Source organism: Parafrankia sp. FMc2 (assembly GCF_041008525.1).
In the GTDB taxonomy this organism is placed as follows: domain Bacteria; phylum Actinomycetota; class Actinomycetes; order Frankiales; family Frankiaceae; genus Parafrankia.
This window is the reverse complement of the sequence record NZ_JBFLUG010000311.1, coordinates 1-2,980: the sequence shown is the minus strand read 5'-3', so window position 1 is coordinate 2,980 and position 2,980 is coordinate 1. Positions and strand designations below refer to the sequence as shown.

Genomic DNA, 2,980 nt, shown 5'->3' with positions numbered 1-2,980 from the left:
GCTTGCCGTTGCGTCGCGCGATCCGCCGGCCCCCACCCGGACCCGCACCGCGAAGCAGGTACTGGCCGCCGCCCGGCGGATCGCGCGACGCAACGGCAAGCCGGTGACCGCGGAGCAGCTCCGCCGTGAGCTGCAGATCGCCCCGTCGACGGCACGGGAGCTGCGCGACCAGGTCAACACCGAGCTGTACCCCAAGCCCTGACCCGGAGGACAGACCCGTGACGTACGACAGCGTGATCTGCGACGAAGGCACCTGCACCATGGATGCCCACCACGTGCTGACCTGCGGGACCACGACCCGCCGGGTCTGCCTGGTCCACCGCGACACCGCCGTGAAGGACCTGAAGTTCACCCACCCCGGTGAGCGCATCGACATCGAGTCCGGTCCGGCGGCTATCACCCTGTCCGTGCTGTCCGAGAAGCACGCCCCGAAGGGCCGACGGTGACCGGCGGGACGGGCCGGGGGGTCCTCGATGACCTGCGGGCGTTGCCGTGGTGGGCGACTGGGGTTCTGGTGCTGCTGGCGAGCGTGGTCCTGGCGCTGCGGATCGTCGGTCTGATCGTCGCGACGATCGTCGACGCCGCCGAACGGGCGGACATCGCCGCGACGTCCGCGGCGGGCATCGGCCCGCTGGCCGCATCCGTGTGGCTGGTCCCGACCGGATTCCCGAGGGGAGGTGAGCACCGATGAGCGAGCAGCCGCACCGTGACGACACCCCGGCGGATGGGGTGGTCCTGCCTGGACCGTGGACGCCGCCGGTCGACGCCCCGGTGGGGGTCGTGCTGGAAGGGGACGTCCTGGACCGCGACGGGGTGGTGCTCGCCCCGGCAGCGCCGCAGCAGGTCCGGCCGGCGCAGCGTGTGGTGCCGGCGCTGCCGGAGAGCGGCCGGGAGCTGGCGCGGACCGCCGCGCGGATGGCGGTGCAGTCCGGGCAGGGGCATGTGGTGCTCGCGCGGCGGGCGGCCGACGCCGTCACGCACGCGGCGATCCGGGAGCAGATCCGCGCGGCCCGCGCCCGTGGCGACAAGGCGGAGCTGGCGGAGTGGTTGGACCGGCTGCAGGCCGCGAAGAGCACCCGCCGGGCGCGGATCCGTGACCTGCCCGCGGTGCTGGCATCGGCGGCGATGTCCGCGGTGGCCGCGGTCGTGGCGCTGGCCGGGGTGCTGCTGACCGCCGGGATCCTGGCGGGAGCGATCCACCCACTGGGCGTGGGCTGGGGTGACTACTGGGGTTTCGTGGGCTGGGCGCTGCGGACCCTGGTCACGGTCGCGACCGTGCTCGTACCGTTCGCGGGGGTCGGGGCGATCCTGGCCTGGCTGCTGATCACGCGGCGTGTCGGTGAGGACGGTGCGTCGCTGCCGACCCGGCTCATGCCGGCGGGGCAGCGTCCCGACGTCGGGGAGGAGATCACCCCGTCGATCGTGGTCACCGCGTTCCGGGACCTGGGTTACGCCGACCTGCGCAGGCGGATCAAGGAGATGCCGGACTACGGGGCGGGCATGCTCAGCCCGATCACCACCGCCGGGTGCGGGGTCGAGGTCGATGTGCAGTTGCCGTCGGGCACGTCGACGGAGGAGATCCAGAAGCGGCATCGCAAGCTCGCGGAGAACCTGGGCCGTCACGAGCACGAGGTGTTCATCAGCATTCCCGCGAAGCTGCGGCGCACGGTGCGGCTGTGGATCGCCGAACCTGGCGCGCTGGACGAGCCGATCGGCCCGTCGCCGCTGGTCCTCGACCCGGAGATGTCCGCGGACTACTACACCGGCCGCGCGCCGTGGGGGCAGGACCTGCGCGGGGATGCGCTGCTGATCCGCCTGTTCCAGTGCCATCTGCTGCTCACGGGCCTGTCGAACCAGGGCAAGACCGCCAGCCTGCGGGCCCTGGCGCTGTGGCTGGGGTTCGACCCCACCGTGGAGTTCTGGATCGGTGACCTCAAGGGCGTGGGTGACTGGTCGATGTTCGAAGGGCTCGCGAGCCGGCTGGTCGAAGGCCCGACCGACACCCACGTCATGGCGATCACCCACATGGCTGAGGACGCCGTGGCTGAGATGGAACGCCGGATCGAGGCCGCGAAGGCATCCGGGTCGAAGGAAGGCGTCACCCGCGAGATGGCCCAGTCCGGGCAGGGGTTCCACCCCCTGGTCCTCATCGTCGACGAGGCACAGCGGGCGTTCATGTGCCCGGCGGTAGGAGACGACGGCCGGCCCTACGGCGGCACGAAGGCGAAGTCCCGCTACTACAACGCCATCCGCGCCATCCACAACCAGGGTCGTGCGGTGAACGTCACCGTGTGGCAGGGCACCCAGGACCCCACCGACCAGAACCTGCCCAAGCTGATCCGCGAAGGTGCGCACATCCGCGGCTCCCTGGTCGTGGGCACCGAAGCCCAGGCCCGCCAGGCACTCGGAGACAAGGCCGTGGACGGCGGAGCCGCTCCCAACAAGCTGCGCCAGGGCCTGGACAAGGGCACCCTCGTGGTCACCGGTGAAGGTGTCCCGATCCCGGCCGGCGCGTCCAGCGTGACCGTGCGGACCCACTTCATCGACGGCGAACCCGCCACCGAGATCGCCGACCGCGCCAAGGCCCGCCGCGCCCAGGTCGTCACCCGCACCCCCGGCGACGAGCCCGACGAGCGCGACCCGCTCGCGGACATGCTCACCGTCCTGCGCGGCGCCGACCGGGAGCGCACCCAGGTCGTGCTCTCCCGCCTCATGGAACTCGCCCCCGCCTACTACGAGTCCTGGTCGACCGCCACGCTGCGCACCACCCTGCGGGCGTTCGAATCCGACGCCACCAAGTCCTCCGAGATGTACCTGACCGCCGACGCCGTCCGCCACGCCCTCACTGTCCGTGCCGACCGGCAGGCGGGAGACGAGTAGGGAGGCCACCGCACCACCGGGAGGTCTCCCAACCCCCCTCCCACACCCTCCCTCCCGTACACGACCAGCGAAAACACCCTTCATGGGAGGGGCTCCCGCC

General features: G+C 72.0%; 3 protein-coding genes and 1 pseudogene. All 4 read left to right on the top strand.

Going from position 1 to position 2,980, the window contains the following annotated elements; all coding sequences use genetic code 11:
• A pseudogene (locus AB1460_RS36590) lies at positions 1-202 on the top strand (hypothetical protein); the annotation flags it as partial.
• Positions 203-218: 16 nt separating this feature from the next.
• Positions 219-446 carry a hypothetical protein gene (locus AB1460_RS36585; protein ID WP_368967084.1) on the top strand — a complete coding sequence of 76 codons (228 nt, stop codon included), beginning with the start codon at positions 219-221 and terminating at the stop codon, positions 444-446.
• Complete coding sequence (locus AB1460_RS36580) at positions 443-691, top strand: hypothetical protein (protein WP_368967082.1); 249 nt, start codon at positions 443-445, stop codon at positions 689-691. The genes AB1460_RS36585 and AB1460_RS36580 overlap by 4 nt, the downstream gene beginning before the upstream one ends.
• Positions 688-2,880: an ATP-binding protein gene (locus AB1460_RS36575; RefSeq protein ID WP_368967080.1), complete on the top strand. Its 2,193-nt coding sequence runs from the start codon at positions 688-690 to the stop codon at positions 2,878-2,880. The genes AB1460_RS36580 and AB1460_RS36575 overlap by 4 nt, the downstream gene beginning before the upstream one ends.
• Positions 2,881-2,980 lie beyond the last annotated feature (100 nt).